This is a genomic window from Rhodopirellula sp. UH5 (assembly GCF_056839225.1).
In genome coordinates this window covers 423,531-444,535 of the sequence record NZ_CM166390.1, presented here as the reverse complement: position 1 = coordinate 444,535, position 21,005 = coordinate 423,531, and the positions used below count along the sequence as shown (strand labels likewise).

General features: G+C 58.4%; 17 protein-coding genes. 14 read left to right on the top strand and 3 right to left on the bottom strand.

Annotated features, from left to right (window positions below; genetic code table 11):
- Nucleotides 1-175 precede the first annotated feature (175 nt).
- The gene (locus UH5x_RS01595; protein ID WP_482634480.1) at nucleotides 176-4,921 is read left to right on the top strand and encodes a PVC-type heme-binding CxxCH protein; all 4,746 of its coding nucleotides are present in this window, start codon (nucleotides 176-178) and stop codon (nucleotides 4,919-4,921) included.
- Nucleotides 4,922-5,364: 443 nt separating this feature from the next.
- Here the strand turns inward: UH5x_RS01595 and UH5x_RS01590 are convergent, their stop codons facing one another.
- Both UH5x_RS01590 and UH5x_RS01585 read right to left on the bottom strand, forming a co-directional pair.
- Complete coding sequence (locus UH5x_RS01590; RefSeq protein WP_482634479.1) at nucleotides 5,365-8,094, bottom strand: GTPase-activating protein; 2,730 nt, start codon at nucleotides 8,092-8,094, stop codon at nucleotides 5,365-5,367.
- 109 nt (nucleotides 8,095-8,203) lie between these two features.
- Nucleotides 8,204-9,292 carry a DMT family transporter gene (locus tag UH5x_RS01585; protein ID WP_482634478.1) on the bottom strand — a complete coding sequence of 363 codons (1,089 nt, stop codon included), beginning with the start codon at nucleotides 9,290-9,292 and terminating at the stop codon, nucleotides 8,204-8,206.
- 78 nt (nucleotides 9,293-9,370) lie between these two features.
- Here UH5x_RS01585 and UH5x_RS01580 point away from each other — a divergent pair, with 78 nt between their 5' ends.
- The 13 genes from UH5x_RS01580 (at nucleotide 9,371) to UH5x_RS01520 (ending at nucleotide 18,997) form a co-directional block, all read left to right on the top strand.
- Complete coding sequence (locus UH5x_RS01580; RefSeq protein ID WP_482634477.1) at nucleotides 9,371-9,952, top strand: hypothetical protein; 582 nt, start codon at nucleotides 9,371-9,373, stop codon at nucleotides 9,950-9,952.
- Nucleotides 9,953-10,124: 172 nt separating this feature from the next.
- Nucleotides 10,125-10,985, top strand: a complete 861-nt coding sequence (locus tag UH5x_RS01575; protein WP_482636101.1) for a DeoR/GlpR family DNA-binding transcription regulator — start codon at nucleotides 10,125-10,127, stop codon at nucleotides 10,983-10,985.
- A complete protein-coding gene (gene pduL / locus UH5x_RS01570) occupies nucleotides 10,982-11,707 on the top strand; it encodes a phosphate propanoyltransferase (RefSeq protein ID WP_047816253.1) in 726 nt (241 codons plus the stop codon). The genes UH5x_RS01575 and pduL overlap by 4 nt, the downstream gene beginning before the upstream one ends.
- Before the next feature lie 121 nt (nucleotides 11,708-11,828).
- Nucleotides 11,829-12,125: a BMC domain-containing protein gene (locus UH5x_RS01565; protein WP_047816254.1), complete on the top strand. Its 297-nt coding sequence runs from the start codon at nucleotides 11,829-11,831 to the stop codon at nucleotides 12,123-12,125.
- Nucleotides 12,126-12,195: 70 nt separating this feature from the next.
- Nucleotides 12,196-12,465, top strand: coding sequence for a BMC domain-containing protein (locus UH5x_RS01560; RefSeq protein WP_007324357.1), 270 nt, complete (start codon nucleotides 12,196-12,198; stop codon nucleotides 12,463-12,465).
- Nucleotides 12,466-12,549: 84 nt separating this feature from the next.
- On the top strand, nucleotides 12,550-13,785 hold the full coding sequence (locus UH5x_RS01555; RefSeq protein ID WP_482634476.1) for an acetate/propionate family kinase: 1,236 nt from the start codon (nucleotides 12,550-12,552) through the stop codon (nucleotides 13,783-13,785).
- A gap of 57 nt (nucleotides 13,786-13,842) precedes the next feature.
- Complete coding sequence (locus tag UH5x_RS01550; protein WP_047816256.1) at nucleotides 13,843-14,151, top strand: EutN/CcmL family microcompartment protein; 309 nt, start codon at nucleotides 13,843-13,845, stop codon at nucleotides 14,149-14,151.
- 53 nt (nucleotides 14,152-14,204) lie between these two features.
- Entirely contained in the window at nucleotides 14,205-15,629 is a 1,425-nt protein-coding gene (locus UH5x_RS01545) for an aldehyde dehydrogenase family protein (RefSeq protein WP_047816257.1), read from the top strand.
- Nucleotides 15,630-15,631: 2 nt separating this feature from the next.
- Entirely contained in the window at nucleotides 15,632-15,919 is a 288-nt protein-coding gene (locus UH5x_RS01540; RefSeq protein ID WP_482634475.1) for a EutN/CcmL family microcompartment protein, read from the top strand.
- A 22-nt stretch (nucleotides 15,920-15,941) separates the two neighbouring features.
- A complete protein-coding gene (locus UH5x_RS01535) occupies nucleotides 15,942-16,676 on the top strand; it encodes a hypothetical protein (RefSeq protein WP_482634474.1) in 735 nt (244 codons plus the stop codon).
- Entirely contained in the window at nucleotides 16,673-16,975 is a 303-nt protein-coding gene (locus UH5x_RS01530) for a EutN/CcmL family microcompartment protein (RefSeq protein WP_047816259.1), read from the top strand. Before UH5x_RS01535 ends, UH5x_RS01530 begins: the two co-directional genes overlap by 4 nt.
- Nucleotides 16,976-17,061: 86 nt before the next feature.
- Entirely contained in the window at nucleotides 17,062-17,925 is an 864-nt protein-coding gene (locus UH5x_RS01525) for a class II aldolase/adducin family protein (RefSeq protein ID WP_482634473.1), read from the top strand.
- A gap of 136 nt (nucleotides 17,926-18,061) precedes the next feature.
- Entirely contained in the window at nucleotides 18,062-18,997 is a 936-nt protein-coding gene (locus tag UH5x_RS01520) for a lactate/malate dehydrogenase family protein (RefSeq protein ID WP_047816261.1), read from the top strand.
- 622 nt (nucleotides 18,998-19,619) lie between these two features.
- Here the strand turns inward: UH5x_RS01520 and UH5x_RS01515 are convergent.
- Complete coding sequence (locus tag UH5x_RS01515) at nucleotides 19,620-20,969, bottom strand: DUF1015 domain-containing protein (protein ID WP_482634472.1); 1,350 nt, start codon at nucleotides 20,967-20,969, stop codon at nucleotides 19,620-19,622.
- Nucleotides 20,970-21,005 lie beyond the last annotated feature (36 nt).

Genomic DNA, 21,005 nt, shown 5'->3' with positions numbered 1-21,005 from the left:
CCCTCGGCATCCGCAATGCCGAATCGCGGTAATCTCTGGTGGATGGTTCACGGCCTGCAACACTGGCTCGTTGCAGTCGTGTAACACTCCCTCTCTGGCAACGACCTGCTGGTTCCCCATCGACACGGGTTCGTCCCGCCGTCATCCCACCTCCTGTCTCGTGAATCCCCAACCCATGACAGTTCCCCACACTTTCCTCGCCACCGTGGCGGTGTTGTTTGTATGTTCGTCCCCAAGTTTCAGTGAGGCGAAAACGCCTGCCTTGGAACTCAAACCGGGTGACCACATTTGCCTGATCGGCAATGCACTCGGCGAACGAATGCAGCACGAGAACCACTTCGAAACCCAACTGCACGCGGTTCGCCCCGAACTCGATCTCACCGTTCGCAACCTATGCGTCCCCGGTGACGAGCCCAAAATTCGATTGCGAAGTTTGGATTTCGGGTCGCCCGATGAACACCTGACGCACAGTTCCGCGGACGTCGTTCTGATGTTCTTTGGCTACAACGAATCTCATCGTTTGGCGGAAGGACTCGACGAGAAAAAAGTGCTGCGGGATTTCGCGAATGAACTGGATGAATTGATCAGCCACACTCAGACGCAGGTCTACAACGGCAAAACCAGCCCTCGGATCGCGGTCATATCCCCCATCGCGTTTGAAGAAACGGGTGACCCGAATTTGCCGAAAGCTGGCCCTCGAAACTCGGCCCTCAGCAAGATCACCCGGACGATGCGATCCGTGGCGGAGCAACGAGGAGTCTCGTTCGTCAATTTGTTCACCCCTACCAAGGAACGGTTCGATAATGACGACCGCCGATTGACGCTGGATGGCGCTCAACTGAATTCGAACGGCTACGCCGCGTTGGCTCCGATTTTGGTTCGTGGATTGCTTGGTGAAGTGGATGTGCCCGAACAAGCCAACCCAGCCTTGCTGGCCGCTGTCGCCGACAAGAACTTTCACTGGTTCAATCGCTATCGTGCTGTCAACGGTTACTCGATCTATGGCAAACGCGGGACCGCGGGCAGTGACGGGACCTACAACAACCGTTCGGTCATGAACCGGGAACTGGAGATTCTCGACCAGATGACCGCCAACCGCGACGCGCGGCTGTGGGAAATCGCAGACGGCAAGACCGTCAACGCCCCCGTCGACGATTCCAACACGCTGCCGTTCATCATTCCCAAAACCAATGTGGGTGGACCCAATGATCCCAACGCGAAACGTGGCAAGCTTGGGTCACTGGAATACCTGACGACCGACGAGCAACTCAAGACGTTCACTTTGCTCGATGGCTACGAGATTCAATTGGTCGCCTCCGAGCAACAGTTCCCTGAACTGGCCAACCCGGTCGCGCTGGACTTTGACGCCCAGGGACGCTTGTGGGTTTCAACCATGCCCAGTTACCCCCACTGGAAACCCAAATCAGCAATGGATGACAAGCTGCTGATTTTGGAAGACACCGATGGCGATGGCGACGCCGACGTGTGCAAAACCTTCGCCGGCGGATTGCACCAACCCACCGGTTTTGAGATTGGACGTGGCGGCGTTTATGTCGGCGGCCAACATGACATCTACTTCCTGGAAGACACCGACGGCGACGATGTGGCCGACAAACGCACACGAGCAATCATCGGGTTTGACACCGCCGACTCACACCACGGGTTGGCTGCGTTTGAGTTTGGTCCAGGCGGACAACTGTACGCTCAAGAAGGCACGTTCAAGTTCACCCAAATCGAAAGCCCGTATGGGTTGACTCGGAACCTGGAAGGTGGCGTTTTCCGATACGACCCGACGACGCAAAAATTCGGGGTCCACGTCAACTTCGCATTCGCGAACCCTTGGGGATTTGGATTCAACGAATGGGGCCAAGATTTCATCGGTGACGCGTCGCCGGGCAAGAGCTATTGGGCAACCGGCATCAGCACCCGACTGGACTACCCACTCAAGCACCCAGGTGGTGCCCAGCACCGCCGTGTTGCGAGTGAGCAAGGTTACGACGACGGATTGGTCGATTACCAAACATTCTATCGCAAACGCATCCGTCCTCTGGCGGGCTGCCGATTCCTCAGCAGTGAGCATTTCCCCGACGACATGCAAGGCAATTTCTTGGTGACCAATGTCATCGGTGACCGCGCCGTGCTTCGTCACAAAGTGGTTGAAAAGGACTCCGGCTACGAGGGCACCGAGGAACCAATGCTGGTAGGTGGTGGCGATGGCAACTTCCGTCCTGTCGACATCGAAATCGGTCCAGATGGCTCGCTCTACATCATCGATTGGCACAACGCTCTGATCGGTCACCTCCAGCACAACTTGCGTGACCCCAGTCGCGATCACAGCCACGGACGCATCTGGCGTTTGACTCACAAAGAACGTCCGTTGGTCAATTTGCCTGCGATCGCCGAAACCAGCACTGAAGATCTGATCGATCAACTGTGCTCCGAAGTCGGCCGTAAAAACCAACGTCACGCTTACCGTGTGCGGCGTGAACTGCATGCTCGACCAACCGATGAGGTCCTCGGGGCAGCGAATGCCAAACGGGAAGCATGCGTTGCAACCGAAGACGACGACCATGATTTGTTAGAACTGCTGTGGTTGCATCAAGCTCACAACCGAGTTAACGAAGAACTGCTGACCGCAGTGCTCAGCAGCGACGACCATGACGCTCGCAGTGCCGCCACACGCGTGCTCTCGTTTTGGGCCGACCGAATCGGCGACACCTCCCAACGTTACGAAGCGTTGGTGGCCGACGAACATCCTCGCGTTCGAATGGAAGCTCTCCGGGGCATTTCCCACGCGGTCGGTGAACCGTGGGCACTGGACGACCAAGATCGTTTGATCCGGGCCGCCCTGCGTGTCATGGAAATGCCGATGGATCACTACCTCGACTACGCTCTCGAGGAATCGATGCAGCGTTTTGAACAGGTCATCGCGAGCCGAGCTCCGTATTTGCCAGAAGAAGCAAACGCGACACCTCCTTCCGCTCACGCTCACGCCGGTCACATTCAACCGCAAGTCGGATACGCGGTCGATCAAGTTCACTTGCTCACCGACCCCGGCGCGACGTTCGATGGCCACGGGCACAAGGTCGCTCCCTACGTCGCCGCCTTGCCAGTCTTCTTTGACCTGTCGCCTGAGATCGTTCGCTATCAAATCGAGCGATTGGCGACGCCCGCCTTGCTGGCCGTCCCGCGCGATTCCAATGATCCCAAGTACTTGCCTTTGCATGCCGCGATTCTTGCCCGTGGGGAAGTTCGCGACCAAGACCGACGAGCGGCCCTGGATGCCTTGGTCGCTCTGCAAGATTCCGACCCTGGCGATGTCTTGCTGGGAGTCATCGAAAACCTGGACTGGAAGAACAAGGACCAACGCGACGTCACTCGCAAGGCGGCTCGCGGGCTGTCGAACATGTTGCTGAAGCTTCCCGCCGGGAATTTGGAATCCTTGCGAGACCGATTCGTCACGGCGGCAAAGAAGGGTGACGCCGCGATTGCTCCCGTCGCATTGGCTGGATTGATCGTGTCCGGTGAGGACGTCGCTGCATTCGAAATCGCCAAGCGGTCCGACGCTGCTCGCGTGAACTGGTTGACTGGCGTCGCGATGCTCCCCGATCGTCTGGGTCGCGAATCGCAGCGTGAGCGTGTGGTCGAATTGTTATCGGACAGCGACAAAAAGGAGGTCGTTGCTGCTGCAATCCGCACCCTCGCGGTCGTCCCCGGTGATTGGAACGACACCTTTGAGCGAGTCGGAAACCTTGCCTGCAACGGTTTTCGCGAGGATGGCATTGCCACGCTGCTCGCGATCCCCAAGAACGCTTACCAACCGGAAACGTCTCTAAAACTCGCACGCCATCTCGTCAACTTTGCTGAGCGGACACCAGCGAAGAACCGAACCAGCGATGCGTTCATCGATGCGATGCAGGTTGCCGATCGTGCGATTGCCAAATTGCCTCGGCAAGCAGCCAAGCAGTTCCGTGAACGCCTGCGTGAGATCACGGTGCGTTTGGTTCGCATCAAAACGGTGGACGAAGAAATGCGTTACGACCTCCCTCACTTCGCCGTGGAAGCGGGACGCCCAGTGCAGGTCGTCTTGGAAAACCACGACGGGATGCCTCACAACTTGGTGTTCACTGTCCCGGGAGCACTGAAAGAGGTCGCGAATTTGGGACTGCAAGCGGGTCCACGAGGCGGTTTCCAAGGGAAACAGTACGTGCCTGAGTCCGATCTCGTTTTGCACAGCACTGACCTGGTCGCCTCCAACGAAAAGGAAGCCTTGACCTTCACGGCTCCCACTGAACCCGGTGAGTACCCGTACGTTTGCACGTTCCCTCAACACTGGTACCGCATGTACGGCGTGATGGTGGTCGTCGAAGACCTTGACGCTTACAACGCGAATCCTTTTGAACCCGCCGACCCAATTGGGAACAACCGATCGTTTGTCCAAGCGTGGACGATCAACGACTTCGCTGGCGACAAGCTGACGGAAGGTTTGCGTGGTCGAACCGCCGAAATTGGCCAGAAGATCTTTGAGCAAGCCACCTGTGCGAGTTGCCACCAGGTCGCTGGCAAAGGCGGGCAAATCGGCCCTGCTCTCGATGAGGTCGTCGACAAGTGGAAAGGCGATTCACGAGAGGTGCTCCAAGAGATCCTGCATCCGTCGGATCGCATCGACGACAAGTACGCGATGCACTTGGTGCTCACCGTGGATGGACAAACCTTCTCGGGACTGTTGGTTGAAGAAACCGACGACGTCGTGAAGCTGTTGGCTAACGCGGAGGCCAAGGAGCCGACCGTGATTGAACAGGATGAGATCGAGCAAATGGTCAAAACATCGACTTCGATGATGCCCAAGGCTTTGTTGGATCAGTACACCGAAGACGAGATTTTCGAGCTGCTGAATTACATCCTCAGCCATCAAAGGTGATGTCGGTTGGTGCCCTGCTGAGCGGCATTGCCAACGCTAGTCTTGTTCCCAGGCTCCGCCTGGGAACACGCTGCTGAGGAGGCTCCTGCCTCACGGTCCCCCATTCGGCAGGCAGAGCCTGCAAGGCATCCCGTTCCCAGGCAGAGCCGCGGAACGAGCGGACGAGGAGTTTGTCCCCAGGCTCCGCCTGTAAACACTGCTGAAGAGGCTCCTGCCTCACGGTTCCCCATTCAGCAGGCAGAGCCTGCAAGACATCCCGTTCCCAGGCAGAGCCGGGGAACGAGTGAACGAAGGGCTTGTCCCCAGGCTCCGCCTGGGAACACACTGCTGAAGAGGCTCCTGCCTCACGGTCCCCCATTCGGCAGGCAGAGCCTGCAAGGCATCCCGTTCCCAGGCAGGAGCCTGGGAACGAGTGAACGCCCGTCGCGTCACCGACAAGAGGCTCAACGGGAACGTCGGTTTGGTTGTCGTTGCCGAGCGACGCTGCGTGGGTTCGCCAGCGGTGCTGGTTCGCCATAGACACGCTGATGGAACAGTGCCAACGATCGCAAGGCGTGCCCCTTGGGTCCAATCGACCAATCGTTGTTGCGTCCCTTCAACATGGAATTGAGCAAGAACGTGACCGATCGCAACACCTCCGGTTCCAGCAACTTTTCGTCGGGCAAGTGCGTCAGCAAGAACTCGACCATGTGCCCAGTCGTTTGGACCTTGCGATCCAGATCGCCATTGTCTTGACGCGACTCGAACCAATCTGTGCTCATCGAACCATCGCGGTTTTGCAATCGCAGGGTGTAGTCGACGAAGTCATCCAGGAACTGCTCAGCACGAGCCCATTGGCCATCGATGGGCTGGCCTTCCAAACGTCGCTTCCGCAACGCGTGAGCAAACCCCATCAGGCGGTGAGTCCCGCCACACGCTGATCCAACCACCGGTTGATCCAGTTCCGCAGCGATCAAACGAGAGAAGTCCCAACGCTCGCCATCAGCACCGACCCAAGTCGTTTCGGTGTCCAAGTAGTGCGACAATCCAATCAAGCTGAACGTCAGTTCCTGGCCTTCTTTGCAGGCGGCCGCTTCGACTTTGACCAAGTCCGCGACGCTGAATTTCTGGCCGTCCACGTACAGAGGGTAATCACTTGGCACGCCAACCATGGCCAAGACGGCCAACCACTGGGCTTGGTGACCTTGCAATCCCACGCCCTCGCGAGCCTTGATCTTCCCGCCTTCGATTTCCATCAATCGTTGACCGCGGCAGACGTTGTTGCCGGCCATCCAAGCGATCGTGCTGTAGTCCCGTCCGCGAGCAATCAACCGGGTGTCCGGTCCGAACACCATCACGGCATGCATCATGCCCCAATTGCTGCGTCCATCGGCCTGTTCACGACGCCCGTAGTAGTGCTGCAGGCACTGAACGATCGGTTGCTGCATTCGCATCACACCGGTGCTCAAGTTCGCCCCGGCACCCTTGCCACTGTGAGTCTTGGGGCGTCCCGTGGCATCCAGCTGAGCCAAACTCAAACGCGGTTGTTCCGAGGAGTCGAGTTGTTCACCGTCCTGATCCAACTCACCCGCATACAGGTCTTCCAGATCCGCTTCGCCCAGATCGTTGCCACGAATGTCTCGCAGGCTCACCGATCCCGATGGAGCGTCCTCGAGTGGCGTCAATCGATCGCGGTCCACCGCTTGCAGCGGAACACGCGACAACTCATCGGAATCCTTTTCATCGAAGATCCCCTCCGTGCGTTCTTTCGCTCGTCGCGGCGAAGCGGATTCCAACGACATTCGGTCTTCACGTTCTTTGATCTGAGAACGATCCCGAGCCTCTTCACGGCGAAGTTGTTCCGCGATGCTTTCGTTCAGGCGGCGTTCCGTGTCTTCCTTCTCCTTTTCAACCGACTCCAGCTCTGTTTCCAGCGACTTCGGTTTCGCCGCTGACTTCGGCGCCATCAACGACTGCGGCGTTTCCAACGACAGCTCCCGGTTTTGCAACCCGCTCCCGATGGTTTCGCGAGCCGTCGATGATTTCGCGTCCTTGAGCGATGGCAATTCACTGGGTGATTGCGACGGCTTCATTTCCGGCAAGGAATCGATTGCCGATCGCGTTTTCGGAATGCTAGGTGGAATCACATTGCCGGGAGCTTCCTGGGCCGGTTTCGCAGGCACCGTTGTCGGTTCAACCAACTCCGGTTTGCTGGACTTCAAGGCGTTGAGCTGTTGGGTCAGCTCTTCGATCTTGCTGGTCAGTTCATCGACCTTTTGCGGCAGATCGCTGACTTCCTCGTCCATCTCTGATCCGAGGAACGACGGTGCGTTCAAAGCTGGCAGGCTCGGAAGAGCCTCCGCCTTCGCAGGTGGAAGGGCTGGTGGTTGAATTGCAGGACCGGTTCGTTGCGGCAAGGCTCCGCTGCCAATCGGCGCCATCGTGGTCGAAGGCATTGGGTCTCGAAGCGGCGAAACCTCGCTGATGTTTCGCCGAGCGTTCCACTGCGTCGCATTGGGATTGGGCTGCCCGTCCCACGTCGAATCGGCATTTCGGTCTGAGACCGAGCGCGTTGGACGCGAATCAAATTCAGACGGCATCTTGGTCGGATCAAATGAATCCGGCACGTTGTCGGCCAACTGCTCCCGAGTGGGCTGGTCCAATTCAGCTTCGGCCGATTCGGGACCACGCAAGATCATCGACGGTTCGGTCTGGGTGAACAGAGGACCTTTCGGTTCCCAGGTCTTGCGGACACCGTTCAGCCGAGCATCTTCCCGAGTGACCATCCGCGGCGTCCGCACGATCTGCTCGGTGCCGTTGGCATCCGCGTTGCCCAAGAACACAGGTTCCTCCACCGGAGAAGGCGGAGCAAGTTGCGGCGGCAACAACTGGATCGCGGATCCGATTGGTCCGGATTGCGAGCTCCACGAACCGTTTTGTTCGCGAAACTGCAAATGGGATCGCGAAGAGTCGCTGTTTTCGCGAATCACCACGGCGGGACCCGCGACGCGAGGCTCGATCGCGTCGCGATCGCTCGCATCATCGATCACCCCGAACGAGTCCGCTGGCACAGCCAGCGTGGGCGCACCGAACTGAAGTTCGTCCGCCTGAACGGCCACGGTGGCGAGACACGAAGACGTCGACAAGCTTGTTGCGAGCAACCAAGCGGCCAAACGTTGGCGTTTTTCTGACACAGTCAATTTTCTTCCGCGGTCGGTGACATCACGTTGGGTTCCTCCCAAAGTGCAGCCGCAGAAATCAAGCCTTCTGCGACGACACGACGGGTCTTAACGTGTGTATCGGTTATTCCGAACGAAAGGTTGACTGGAATGTAGGCGGTGAAACCGGAGTCGGCCTCCGCCGGGTGGCAAGAATCGTCAGCCCGGCCAGGGTCAACGATATGCCAATCACGAGCAGCTTTGTCACCGGCTCCTCGAACACAATCACGCCCGCGAGGCTGGCCATCGCAACCTGGGAAGCATTGATCAAGTGAACTGCCACGACGGGCAACACCTTCAGTGCCGTTGAAATCGCCACGAACGCAGTGAAATTGAAAATCCCCGCCAAGATCATCGATTGCCACATCGCAGCAGGGATGTCAGCAATCGGCGACCATCCCGTTCTGACTGCGACAATGCCCGCCAAAGCCACCGTGCCCGAGACACCGCTGATCCACATCGCCATCGATGCCAACATCCCGCGTTTCATGGTGAAACGCATCGATGTGCTGAACACGGCATAGGCCAATCCTGACGAAACCGCACACAAAGCACCGATGACCGGGGAATGCAACCAATCCACCGGCTCGTCAGAAAGATCCGCGGACGAGGCCGTCCAATCGACGGGATTCACCCCGCGAGACTGAGACAACACGATCACGGCGATGATCAGAGTGCCTATGGAAACCAATGTCCGTGGCCGAACCGGTTCCCTCAGCATGATCCGCCCCAAAATTGCACTGCCGATCAACAACGATCCCAGTGTGATCGGCACGGAGGCGGCCAAACCGACGCTGCCGAGCGCCACCTGAAACGCACCATTGCCAATCACTTGTCCGACCAGGGCGATCGGGATGAAAATCGGAATCCACTGGCGACTGGTCGCGATCGGACGTCCGCTGGCTTTGACGGCGGCCAAGTAGGGCGTCAGAACCAACACTGTCGGTGCCGCTTTGAACGTCGAAACGATGAACGGATCGACCGAAATCGCGTTCCGAAGCGAGATGTTCGCCAACGTGTACAACACCGCCGAGGCGATTCCCGCCACGATGCCGAAGCCTATTCCTGGCGATATCATCCCCTCCCCCAAACGCCGCCACCAAGCAGCCTGAATCTTTGCACTCACCTCACTGCCTGCGAACTCGCTCTGATCGAACGATGAATCAGAACTCATAAGGCATCCGAGCAACGAAAGTGGAGGCGGCGGGACGGGTCAGAACACAATTTCAATCCCACGACCAAGCGGAACACGATGGCACGCGAAACACACGACCGAGAAGACTTGCTGGTGGAGGGAGTCAATTTGCCCGAGCGAGCTCGGCTACGGCACAGTGCCAGCGGTCGAGAATGGGTGATCGGCTGGCGGAAGGGTGGAGGGCCAGCGATCTACGACGGCCCCGATCGGGTTTACCAATTCAACAGGGACAATCAACTGCGACGAGTCTACCTCGAAGGCTCAAAATTGGCTGCCCAGGGTGGAAAGCTGTGCGAGTTGAAACGCCCCGAGCCCTCCCCAACAGACGATCGAATTCAGAAGGTCCAACTGATCTGGCAGCCGATCGACTCAGCGAGCCAGCAAAACATCCTGCAGCAATGGGCCGAAACTCGACAGCAACTGCTGGACGCATTGCAATCCGCCCGTGCAAGAGATCTTCCAACCGGCGTCACCACCGACCCGGGCGCGATCGTCACAAGCTCACCCCAAAACTCCCAAACCTCCGAATATTCATGGGAATCGGTGGGGATCGTCCCGGAGAAGATGCTCGATCGCACCCACGGGTGGTTGATTTCTATCACTGACAATCCCGAAATGGCCGCCCAGTCGAATGTTTAGGGACATTCATTCTTCCCATCTTTTCTAAATCCACACACTCCGACGCTTGCAATGGTGTATGCTTGGAAGAATAATACCACTTGATGAGAGATTCCTTTCGGCCTGCAAGAAACCTTGCAACTGCTGATTGAAATCCGTCCTCGGCACATTCTTCCCCACAGCGTTCCCCCCCGTGACCACCGACGAACGTCGAGATCGATTGCGTGATTTGGTCAAAGACCGCGGATTCGCGGCTTTGGGCGAACTGGCGTCGCAATTGTCGGTCAGCGAGTCAACGATCCGTCGCGATCTGGAAATGCTCGAAGAAGCCGGATTGGCCCGTCGGACCCATGGCGGCGTTTACTGGACTGGCGATTCCGACACGATCAGCGTGTTCGAATCCCGCAACGATGACTCCTGGGCAGCCAAGCAAGCCATCGGCCGGGCGGCGTCCGAACTGATTGCCGATCACGACACCATTTTGCTGGACGGCGGCAGCACGGTTTACGAACTGGCTCGGCTGATTGTCCACCGACCGCTGCAAGTGGTCACGAATTCACTGCCGGTCGCTCACCTGTTGTCGACCAGCGACTCGATTGACCTGGTCATGATCGGCGGCTGCGTTCGCGGCCGAACTTCGGTCACGATCGGCCCACTCGCCGATTCCCAACTGGCAACCATCCACGTCACGACCGCTTTCTTGTCGGTCGCCGGCGTCTCGCCACGCGGCCTTTTCAACAGCGACATGATGCTGGTGGAAAGCGAAAAGGCGATGCTCGCTTCGGCTGAACGAGGCATCGTGTTGGCCGACCACAGCAAGTTCGGAAAAACCAGTTTGAGCCGAATATGCGAATTGCATCAGATCGACACGGTTGTCACGGACGACGGGCTGGATTCTGACGCGAAAGCGTGGCTGGAATCTGCCGGTGTCCAACTACGCTTGGCCCAATCACCGCTGGCCCAGTCCCCACAAAAGACCCCGGCACCGACTCCGGCCGCGCCCTCATCGAACACCTCCCCCACCCATTCCTTGAACAACGCGAATCTCACATGAGCTTGGCTGTCGATCGTTCACGCATTGAATCCCTCGTTCGCAACGCGATCCGTCAATCGGGCGTGGCATCTCCTGCCCCTGCGATCGCATCCGCCGGCCAACAGCCTCTCGGTTGGGTCGATGGCAAACCGAATTTGCGAGTCAGCATTTCTGCCCGCCACTGTCACCTGACCGACGAGCACGTCGAGATTTTGTTCGGACGTGGCAGTGTCTTGGAACCCGACAAAGACCTTTACCAAGATGGTTTTTACGCGGCCAAGCAAACGGTCATGGTCGTCGGACCTCGCAAACGGATGCTCCCCAGCGTTCGCGTGCTCGGGCCCACACGTGGCGCTAGCCAAGTGGAACTGGCACTGACCGATTCGATCTCACTGGGCATCAATGCACCGGTTCGCCACAGCGGCAAAATCGAAGGCACGCCGGGTTGCGTGTTGGTTGGCCCCGCCGGCAGCGTTCAGCTCGAACAAGGCGTCATCCGCGCCGCTCGCCACGTTCACATGAACTTTGCCGACGCCGAGTACTACGGCGTTTCCAACGGCGACATGATGCAACTTTCGATTCGCAGTCCCGACTGCAGCGTTTCATTCGAAGACGTTTTGGTTCGGGCTGACAAAGCCGCCAAGTTGGAAGTTCACATCGACACGGACGAAGGCAACGCCTGCAACCTAGACGCAGCGACGGAAGTCGAACTGAAGAAGTCCGGATGTGCTTGCCAGCACTGATGGATGGACTTCGCTCAACGTAGGTCCAGTTCTCACTGGACACCCACCATCGTCCGGTCGCCCCGGCACGAACCAATCACTCTCTCTCGTTTTCCCCCTTTCCTTTTAGGTATCTCAAAAGATGGCCAAAATCAGTGAAGCCCTCGGCATGATCGAAACCAAAGGTTTCGTTTCAGCAGTGGAGGCAACCGACGCAATGATGAAAGCCGCCAACGTTCAGTTCCTTGGTTGGGACAAGATCGGTGCTGGCTTGGCAACCGTGTTCGTCACCGGCGATGTCGCTGCTGTCAAAGCAGCCACCGATGCCGGTGCTGCAGCAGCCGGGCGCGTTGGCGAAGTCGTCAGCGTTCAAGTGATCCCACGCCCTCACGGCGATTTGGAAAAGATCCTGAAGTTGCCTTCGACCAGCAAAAAGTGATCGAGCGACAGCAGCGTCTGTCACCCCGATTGTCTCCCACCTCACCAGAACAACTTTACGAGAATCTCAAATGAACGATGCCATTGGTTTGATTGAAACGAAGGGCCTCTTGCCGTTGGTCGAAGCCACCGACGCGATGGCCAAAGCCGCCAACGTCGCTGTTGTCAAACGCGTCGACCTCGGTGGTGGCATGGTCACAACCGTCGTCAGCGGTGACGTCGGCAGCGTCCGCGCCGCCGTTGAAGCCGGTGCCGCCGCAGCCGCTCAAGTTGGCGAATTGGTCAGCAGCCACGTGATCGCTCGTCCAGCCGAAGGCTTGATGAACGCTTACTTCAATTGATCGCCGCCGTGTGATCGGGTTGCGACGTTCACAACCTGGTTCACACACGCTGCGTGAAACCTCTTTCACAAGGACCGTGATTCGATGTTGATCCTCGTTGCCAATCTGGGCTCGACCAGTTTCAAGTACAAGCTGCTGGACATGTCCGGTGACTTTGAATCTGCGAATGCCTCCCCCGATTCTCGCGTGCTCGCTCGCGGGGCCGTCGATCGCATTGGCGAACCCCTCAGTCAATGCGAAGTGATTGTGACGCGATCGCATCAAGGCGAAACGTTTCGCGAAGAAACGCAGATGCCCGTGCCGGATCATGGGGTTGCTGTTCAAGCCTGCTTGGACCAGCTGACCCATCCTGAGAATGGATGTTTGAAAGAGGCCAATGAAGTTGCCGCGATCGGTTTCAAAGCCGTTCACGGTGGACGCAAAAGTGGCACCTTCGTCGTCGATGACGAAGTGCTTGAAGCGATGGACGAGATGAGTGCCGCCGCGCCGGCGCACAACCCTCCCTACATCGCCGCGATGAAACTGTTACGTCAACGTTTTCCGGAGCTACCGTTGGTCGCCGCGTTTGAAACCGAATTTCACGACACGATTTCGCCGGAGCGTCGCACCTACGCGATCCCTGCGGAATGGACGCGTGAGATGCAAATTCAAAAGTGGGGATTCCACGGTTCCAGCCACCGCTTCATTGCCGAACGTGCCGCAGAAGTCTTGGGTCGTGACGACGCCAAGATCATCTCGTGTCACCTGGGCGGAAGCAGTTCGCTGACCGCGATCGATTCTGGCAAGAGCATCATGACCTCGATGGGCATGACACCTCAAACCGGCGTCCCGCAGAACAACCGCGTGGGCGACTTCGACGCCTTCGCGATCCCGTTGATCATGCAGCGAACCGGCCAATCACTGGAAGAAGTCCTGCAAACACTGGCCAGCCAAGGTGGACTGAAAGGTCTCTCCGGCGGCATGGCAGATTTGCGTGACATTGAGTCCGCCGCCGACGAAGGCAACGCTGACGCCAAACTGGCGTTGGGTGTTTACACCGAAGAGATTCGCCGACACCTCGGCGGAATGATGGTCGCACTGGGTCGCTTGGATGCGATCGTGTTCACCGGAGGAATCGGTGAAAACAGCGACGTGGTCCGGGCCGCCGTCTGTGCGGGCCTGGAAGGTTTTGGCATCGAACTGGATGCCTCCAAGAATGACGGGATGCGTGGAGAAGGAAGCCTGCACACCGAGTCCAGCAAAACTCAGGTTTTGGTTTTGCCCACCGACGAAGAATGGATCGTGGCCAAGCGAAGCCTCCGTGCTCTCGCCGCCCAGTAGGCCAGGTTCCACCTGGCGTCGATCTCCCCAAACCCATCACCTCAACCCACCACTCCCATGTTCCTAGCCCGCGTCACCGGATCGGTCGTTTGCACCCAAAAGGTTGCATCCATGACCGGTCACAAGTTGTTGATTGTCGAGCCGTACCGGCTCGATGAGAAAACGCGTGCAAAGCTTACTTCAACGGGACGCACTTTCATCGCGGTCGACACGTTGGGCGCTGGCGAAGGTGAGTTGGTGCTGGTGTGCCAAGGCAGCAGCGCTCGACTGACCCCCGAAACCAAAACACTTCCCATCGACGCAGTCGTCATCGGCTTGGTCGATTCCGTTCACGTGGATGCCAAAGAGGTGAAAGCGAGCACCTGACACGTGCCATCGCTTTCCTGTTCCACTCCATCACCCCTCACTCATCTCTCATCATGCAACTCGACGAAAACACCATTCGCAGCGTGGTCGCACAAGTCCTCGCGGAAGTCGGCCCGATGCCCAGCATGCCCGATTCGGCGAACGCCTTCGAAGGCAGCCATGGCATCTTCGGCAACGCTTCCGATGCGGTCGCCGCGGCTCGTCGTGCGTTCGAACAACTTCGCCAGCGTCCGATGGAAGATCGCAAGCGCGTGATCGACATCATTCGCAAGATCAGCATTGAGAACTGCGAAGAACTCGGTCTGATGGAAATGCGGGAAACCGGCATCGGTCGGCCCGAACACAAAATCGAAAAACTGCGAGCCCTCGGCGAATTGTCGCCCGGCACCGAGTTCCTCCAAACCAAAGCGTTCTCCGGCGACCACGGTCTCGCGATCATCGAACGCGCCCCGTTTGGTGTCATCGCGGCGATCACGCCCGTCACGCACAGCCTGCCGACCATCACCGGGAACGCGGTCAGCATGATCGCTGGCGGGAACGCGGTCGTCGTCAACCCTCACCCATCCGGCCGCTTGGTTGCCGTCGAAGGTGTCCGTCGCTTCAACGAAGAAATCGCTCGCGAAGTCGGCATCGACAACTTGATCTGCGTGATCGCTGAACCAACGCTCGAAAGTGCCGCGGAACTGTTCGGTCACCGCGACGTCGCACTGATCTGCGTCACCGGTGGTCCCGCCGTCGGGCGTGCCGCACTGAACAGTGGCAAACGAGCCATCGTGGCTGGCCCAGGCAACCCGCCCGTCGTCGTCGACGAAACCGCCGACCTCGACAACGCGGCTCGCTGCATCATCCAAGGCGGTGCGTACGACAACAACCTGTTGTGCATCGCTGAAAAGGAAGTCTTCGTCGTGGATTCGGTCTTCGACGACATGATGGCCGCCATGCGACGTGCCGGAGCCGTTCAGCTCGACCAAGCTCAAATCGCAAAGCTGACTTCCGTGGCAATCACTCAAGTCGGTGACGACAACCACGACGCCGCCGCGAAAGACTACATCGGCAAAGACGCTTCCGTTCTGGCCGCGGCCGCCGGTGTCAAGGTTCCTGAATCCTGCGAGTTGGTCTTCGGCGAAACCGATGAACATCACCCGTTTGTCAGCGTCGAACAAATGATGCCGTTCATTCCATTCGTCCGAGCACGTGACGTGGATCACGCGATCGCAATGGCCAAGCACTACGAACACGGCTTCCGACACACCGCGATCATTCACTCTCGCAACGTTCACAACATGACCAAGATGGGCAAGGAACTGGACACGACCCTGTACGTCAAGAATGGTCCTTGCATGGCTGCCCTGGGACTGGGCGGCGAAGGTTACCTGTCGTTCTCCATCGCGGGACCAACCGGCGAAGGCGTCACGACGCCTGACACGTTCACCCGCGAACGACGCTGCAGCATGATCGACGAACTGCGAGTGGTCTGAGCATGCAACCCGCACGCGTCATCGGTCACACCCGCGCGACCGTCAAACACGAATCATTGCAAGGCCAACGTCTCGTTCTCGTTCAGCCCACCGGCGTGGACGAGAAACCGGATGGAGCACCGTTGCTCGTGTTGGACGAACTGGGCTGTCGAGTCGGTGACCGTGTGATGCTGACCAGTGAAACCGGCCCCATCCGCGAGATGACTGGATCGGACACCTGCCCCGCTCGCTGGAGCGTCCAAGGACTGATCGACGAACCGACAAAGAAGAAGAAAACTAAGAAGAAATAGAAGTGGCGTAGGCTTCCAGCCTGTGAGTCAAACACCAACCCAACAACCGAATCCCAGCGAATCCGGCTACCAATCCAAACCCATGACCCAGCCCGCAACCCAAACCGCAACGTCCAACAGCGTCGACATCGCGTCGATCGTTGAACAGGTGTTGCGCCGGTTGCGAGATCAATCCGGGACCAGCGTTTCGACCTCGAAAGCGATCAAGAGCGGAGAGTCCGCACATGTCCTGAGCGACAAAGTCATCAGCGTCGACGTCATTCAGAGGATCCCGTCGGGAGTCACCCAGGTTCAGTTATCCGGAGGCGTCGTGACCCCCGCCGCACGCGACGAAATGCGGGCACGCGGGATCACTGTGGCTGGATCCAAGTCCACGGGTGCCGCTGCAAACCAACCGGCGAGCAAGACCGGAAAACGATTCATCCAACTGCACACCGACGCCTCGTCGAAATCCATTCGCGACTCGCTCACACGACAGCTGGCGCTTCGCGGCCTTGACCATTGCCCGAAAGCCCATCGTTCCGTCGTCGTGACCGAGCGTCCCGCGGCAGCGTTGATCGCTCGAATCCAGTCTGGCTCAAGAGCAGTCTTGATCACTCGCCTCGAAGACATCTCACGATTTGCATCCGAAGTTGACGCCGACACATTTGTGCTCGACATGCAGCATTTCAACCTCGTCGCGCTCGTCAACGCTGCAAACACCATCGCTCAATTGCCAAAGCCGTCCACTTCCACCTCACAGGGGACATCTCGATGAAGATCGCTCGTGTGATTGGAACCGTGACGCTTTCGCGAATGCATCCGTCCATGAAGGGCTACAAACTTCGCTGCGTCGAAGTCGTGGAGTCCGCGGATCAAATCCAAGTCAACCAAGACGACGCGAAACCGATTGGTGGAGACACCCTTGTCGCGTGGGATTTGGTTGGCAGTGGACACGGTGACTGGGTGGCGTTGGCCGAAGGGCCTGAATCCGCCGCTCCGTTCCGCCCCGATGTCAAACCAACCGACGCTTCCATCGTCGCCATCCTGGATCACTGCGAGGTGCAAACCTCGTGACGAACAAAACCTAATTTGGAACGCTCCCCCCGTTCCGATTCATCTCCCATCTCTCGACCTCCCTTTCCTGACTTGGACCACTTGTCATGCAAAACATCCATAAGATCAAACAAGACATGTGCGACATCGGTCGCCGCATCTACAACCGTCAATTCGCGGCGGCCAACGACGGCAACATCACCGTCCGCGTCAGCGACAACGAAGTCCTCTGCACACCGACCATGCACTGCAAAGGCTATTTGACGCCAGACGACATCTCGATGATCGACATGACCGGCAAGCAAATCGCTGGTCGCAAGAAACGCAGCAGCGAAGCGTTGTTGCACTTGGAAATCTACAAGCAACGTGCCGACATCAAATCCGTCGTTCACTGCCACCCACCGCACGCGACTGCGTTTGCGATCGCTCGCGAGCCCATTCCACAGTGCATCTTGCCCGAGGTCGAAGTCTTCCTCGGCGACGTGCCAATCACCAAGTACGAAACACCTGGCGGACAAGCCTTCGCTGACACAATCATTCCTTTCGTTGAAAAAACGAACGTCATGATCCTGGCCAACCACGGCACCGTTTCGTACGGCGAATCGGTGGAACGAGCTTACTGGTGGACTGAGATCCTGGACTCGTACTGCCGCATGCTGTTGCTCGCCAAACAACTGGGCAATGTGTCGTACTTGGACGAAACTAAGTCACGAGAGTTGCTGGAACTGAAGGACAAATGGGGATTCAAAGACCCACGCAACACGTCCGAGTTCGAAGACTGCGACATCTGTGCCAACGACATCTTCCGTGACTCATGGAAAGACTCGGGCGTCGAGCGTCGTGCCTTCGCACCACCACCACCGATCAAGACTTCCGGTTCGGCATCGGCTGCACCTGCTGGTGTGGACGAAGAGCAGCTCGTGAAGCTGATCACCAACGAAGTCATGCGTCAGATGAAAGCGTCAAGCTAGCTCATCAGGTAGCCGGATTCGCCAGAATTCGGATTCCTAGCGGTAGGGCGCGAGCCCTCCGGTACCGCACCGGGCGGCTCGCGCCGCTCCGCTAACACCACACAAACCATCCCCCACATCCAACTCAACTGATCCCATGAAAGTTTCCATCATTGGTGCCGGCGGCCTCGTCGGATCTTGTGCCGCTTACGCGTTGCAGTGCGGCGGCTTGGCTCGCGAAATCGCGTTGCTCGACGTCAACGTTGAAACCGCCGTGGGTCACGCATTGGATTTGCAACACGGTTCGCCAAGCGTCGCGGATCAAACGATCGTGGGCGGTGGTTACGAGCACATCCCGGACAGCGACATCATCTGCATCACCGCAGGCCTGCGTCGTAAACCCGATGAGTCACGTTTGGACTTGATCAACCGCAACACCGACCTGTTTGTCCAAATCCTTCGCGACGTGAAGGCCGCCGGGCCGAAGCAATCCGCGATCGTGTTGGTCGTCAGCAACCCCGTCGACATCCTGACGTACGTTGCCGCAGGCATGCTGGGATTGCCAACCAAGCAAGTCATCGGTTTGGGAACGCAGCTCGACACCATCCGATTCTGCTCGCTGATCGCGGAAGAACTCAAGGCACCACCAACGCAAACGAAAGCGTTGATCTTGGGCGAGCACGGCGACTCGATGGTTCCCATCTGGAGCAGTGCCGCGATCGGAAGTTTGCCACTCGATAAATTCCCAGGCTGGAACCCGGCTCTCGCCAACCAGCTGTTCACTCGGACACGCGGCAGCGGTGCCGAAGTCATCAAACGCAAAGGCGGAGCGGGCTTTGCCGTCGGCATTGCCATCCGCGATGTGATCGACGCCGTGATCCTCGACCGCAAGTGCTTGCTGCCCGTCAGCAGCGTGCAATCGGGCTGCTACGGCATCCACGATGTGGCACTCAGCGTCCCCACCGTGGTCGGCCGCACCGGTGTCGTCGATCAACTCGAGATCGACCTCTGGCCCAAAGAAGTCCAGGGACTCCGAGCCAGCGGCGCCGCCCTCCGCAAAACCCTCGACACCGTCCTGCCACGGATCAAGTAGCCGGATCGCCAGAATTCGGAGGTCCACTCACTCGAGCGTCTGAATACTTGCGAAGACGACGACGGCCCCATCCGGGGCGACGTTTTGATTTTCACCACCGGTCTCGGGGCTTCCGCCCCGAGCTACCAACGGCGGCCCCGTCCGGGGCGGTTGTGCATGCATGACTCCGGAGGAGTCGGCGTTCTTAGCTCGGGGTGTCAGCCCCGAGAAAACAAACCCACCCCCATCCGATCGCCCCGGACCGGGCCGTCGAAACCGAGCGTCCTTCTCGGCAATGACGGGGGCATTGTGCGTCTCCGTGGTCCGGTTGATTTTGGCCGTTGGCCAAACTCAACCGTTCATCACTCCCAAACGTATCGTTCGTCAAACGCCGACGACGGCCCCATCCGGGGCGACGTTTTGATTTTCACCACCGGTCTCGGGGCTTCCGCCCCGAGCTACCGACGGCGGCCCCGTCCGGGGCGGTTGTGCATGCATGACTCCGGAGGAGTCCGCGTTCTTAGCTCGGGGTGTCAGCCCCGAGAAAACAAAACCAACCCCATCCGATCGCCCCGGACGGGGCCGTCGAAACGGAACACCGGGGCTCTTGGCGTATCGCCCTATTCTCCAACGGACGCACCACTCACGGCATCAGCCGATGAAATGCCAATCCGCTGAGCAACTTGGGATAGAAGTAGGTGCTCTTCGCCGGCATGCGTTCGTGATTCAGGCTGATCTGCTCGACGTCAGAGACCGTGGCGGGCATGACCAGCGCCGCGAAAGAGTAATCCCCATCGCCTTCTGACTCCGCAGCTTGTGACTCACCTTTCAAACCAGCGACGACGTCCGCGACGTCGTGAACATAGGTTGGCTTGTGATGTTCAGACTCTCCCAGGCAGTCCTCCAACACCAACTTGTGCAACAAGCTGACGCCCAGCGATCGCCAGGTCTCACTCTGGTCGCCGGCAATCTCCGCCATCCGAGCCATCGCGTTCTCATTCGCGTTGACCATGACCCAGGTCTCATCGCCAACGGCATACAACGCCATCAAGCTTTGACGATCCGCCAACCGAATTCGTGTCCAGGCGTCGTCTGCCGCGGACAAACCACCGCTGAGCGTTTCACAGTTGAACCCATTCCCGAGTCGTTCGATCAACTCATCGGAACGCAGCGGACGAATGCCGCGAATCAATCGGTGCGTTGGCAGCACCACCAGCCCCGGATCGTTCATCCCAACCAACATCGTCATCACAAAGTTCACCGGATGATCCGGGGCGATCCCACCGGCCTGCTCCGCCACGAAGTCTCGGTAGTCACACGCGGTTTCATAGCGATGGTGCCCGTCCGCCACAAACATCGGCTTGTCCGCTAGCAGCCTGCTTGCCGTTGCGACGGCATCGAGATCGGTGATGGGCCAAACGGTGTGAACCACGCCCGCGTCGTCAGTGGCTTCGATCGGCGTGACATCGGCCTTGGCAGCTTCCAAGCATTCAATGACCGCGTTGTCATTGTCGGGGTACAAACCAAAGATCGGGCTGTTGTTCTGCTCCGTTGCCTTCATCAGCTTCAGACGATCCACCTTCGCCTTGGGGTGAGTCTCCTCGTGCGGATGGATGTTGCCTTTGCCAAACGGCTCCAAGCGAACTCGCCCCATGAATCCGCGCCGCGTCACCGATTCTTGGTCACCACTCTCGCCAGAAATCGCAAACGTTTGATGATAGAGATAGAACCCCGGTTCGTCGTCCTGCTTCAGCACACCTTCGCTGATCCACTGCTGGACGAAACCCGCGGCACGTGAGTAAGTCTCGTCAATCTCATCACCAGGTTCCTCGCGATTCAAGATCACGCGGATCACATTGGACGGGTGCCGCTTGTAGAGCACGTCCTGGTACTCAGCATCGATGACGTCATAAGGCGGTGCGACAACCTCGGAAAGCGACCGAATGTGATCGAGGTTGTAACGCAACGCGGCAAAGGGTGCGACTTCCGGCATGTCAGGCTCCAACGCAGAACAACGTTTCTAAGCAGG

Coding starts and splice junctions, on each gene's coding strand:
- UH5x_RS01595 (WP_482634480.1), top strand. CDS start 176: ATGACAGTTCCCCACACTTTCCTCGCCACCGTGGCGGTGTTGTTTGTA.
- UH5x_RS01585 (WP_482634478.1), bottom strand. CDS start 9,292: ATGAGTTCTGATTCATCGTTCGATCAGAGCGAGTTCGCAGGCAGTGAG.
- UH5x_RS01580 (WP_482634477.1), top strand. CDS start 9,371: ATGGCACGCGAAACACACGACCGAGAAGACTTGCTGGTGGAGGGAGTC.
- pduL (WP_047816253.1), top strand. CDS start 10,982: ATGAGCTTGGCTGTCGATCGTTCACGCATTGAATCCCTCGTTCGCAAC.
- UH5x_RS01565 (WP_047816254.1), top strand. CDS start 11,829: ATGGCCAAAATCAGTGAAGCCCTCGGCATGATCGAAACCAAAGGTTTC.
- UH5x_RS01560 (WP_007324357.1), top strand. CDS start 12,196: ATGAACGATGCCATTGGTTTGATTGAAACGAAGGGCCTCTTGCCGTTG.
- UH5x_RS01555 (WP_482634476.1), top strand. CDS start 12,550: ATGTTGATCCTCGTTGCCAATCTGGGCTCGACCAGTTTCAAGTACAAG.
- UH5x_RS01550 (WP_047816256.1), top strand. CDS start 13,843: ATGTTCCTAGCCCGCGTCACCGGATCGGTCGTTTGCACCCAAAAGGTT.
- UH5x_RS01545 (WP_047816257.1), top strand. CDS start 14,205: ATGCAACTCGACGAAAACACCATTCGCAGCGTGGTCGCACAAGTCCTC.
- UH5x_RS01540 (WP_482634475.1), top strand. CDS start 15,632: ATGCAACCCGCACGCGTCATCGGTCACACCCGCGCGACCGTCAAACAC.
- UH5x_RS01530 (WP_047816259.1), top strand. CDS start 16,673: ATGAAGATCGCTCGTGTGATTGGAACCGTGACGCTTTCGCGAATGCAT.
- UH5x_RS01525 (WP_482634473.1), top strand. CDS start 17,062: ATGCAAAACATCCATAAGATCAAACAAGACATGTGCGACATCGGTCGC.
- UH5x_RS01520 (WP_047816261.1), top strand. CDS start 18,062: ATGAAAGTTTCCATCATTGGTGCCGGCGGCCTCGTCGGATCTTGTGCC.
- UH5x_RS01515 (WP_482634472.1), bottom strand. CDS start 20,969: ATGCCGGAAGTCGCACCCTTTGCCGCGTTGCGTTACAACCTCGATCAC.